Origin of the sequence: Parasphingorhabdus sp., assembly GCF_036963705.1 — a bacterium.
In the GTDB taxonomy this organism is placed as follows: Bacteria; Pseudomonadota; Alphaproteobacteria; order Sphingomonadales; family Sphingomonadaceae; genus Parasphingorhabdus.
The window spans coordinates 2,170-2,401 of sequence record NZ_JBALUT010000142.1; the positions used below are offsets into that span (position 1 = coordinate 2,170).

Consider the following 232-nt stretch of genomic DNA (forward strand, 5'->3'; position numbering starts at 1 on the left):
CGTCTGTGTTGAACGGTATAATCCGAAAGTGTTGTGGAACAGGTGGAGCAGACTTGCGTGATAAGGGTCGCGCGTGTTCTCCGCGTATAGCTTCCAGTTACCGTGGACATGCTGGCGCTGGTCGCCCAGCACCTTGATTGGCTTGCACATGATGCGTTCGATGTGCTTGATCACGATCGGCCCCAGAAAGTCGCGCAGCGGCTCAACGGTTTCAGAGAAACTGGCGAAAACC

The 232-nt window shown here is 55.2% G+C and carries 1 pseudogene; it reads right to left on the reverse strand.

Going from position 1 to position 232, the window contains the following annotated elements:
* Positions 1-232 (reverse strand): annotated as a pseudogene (locus V7680_RS15450) (SRPBCC family protein); the annotation flags it as partial.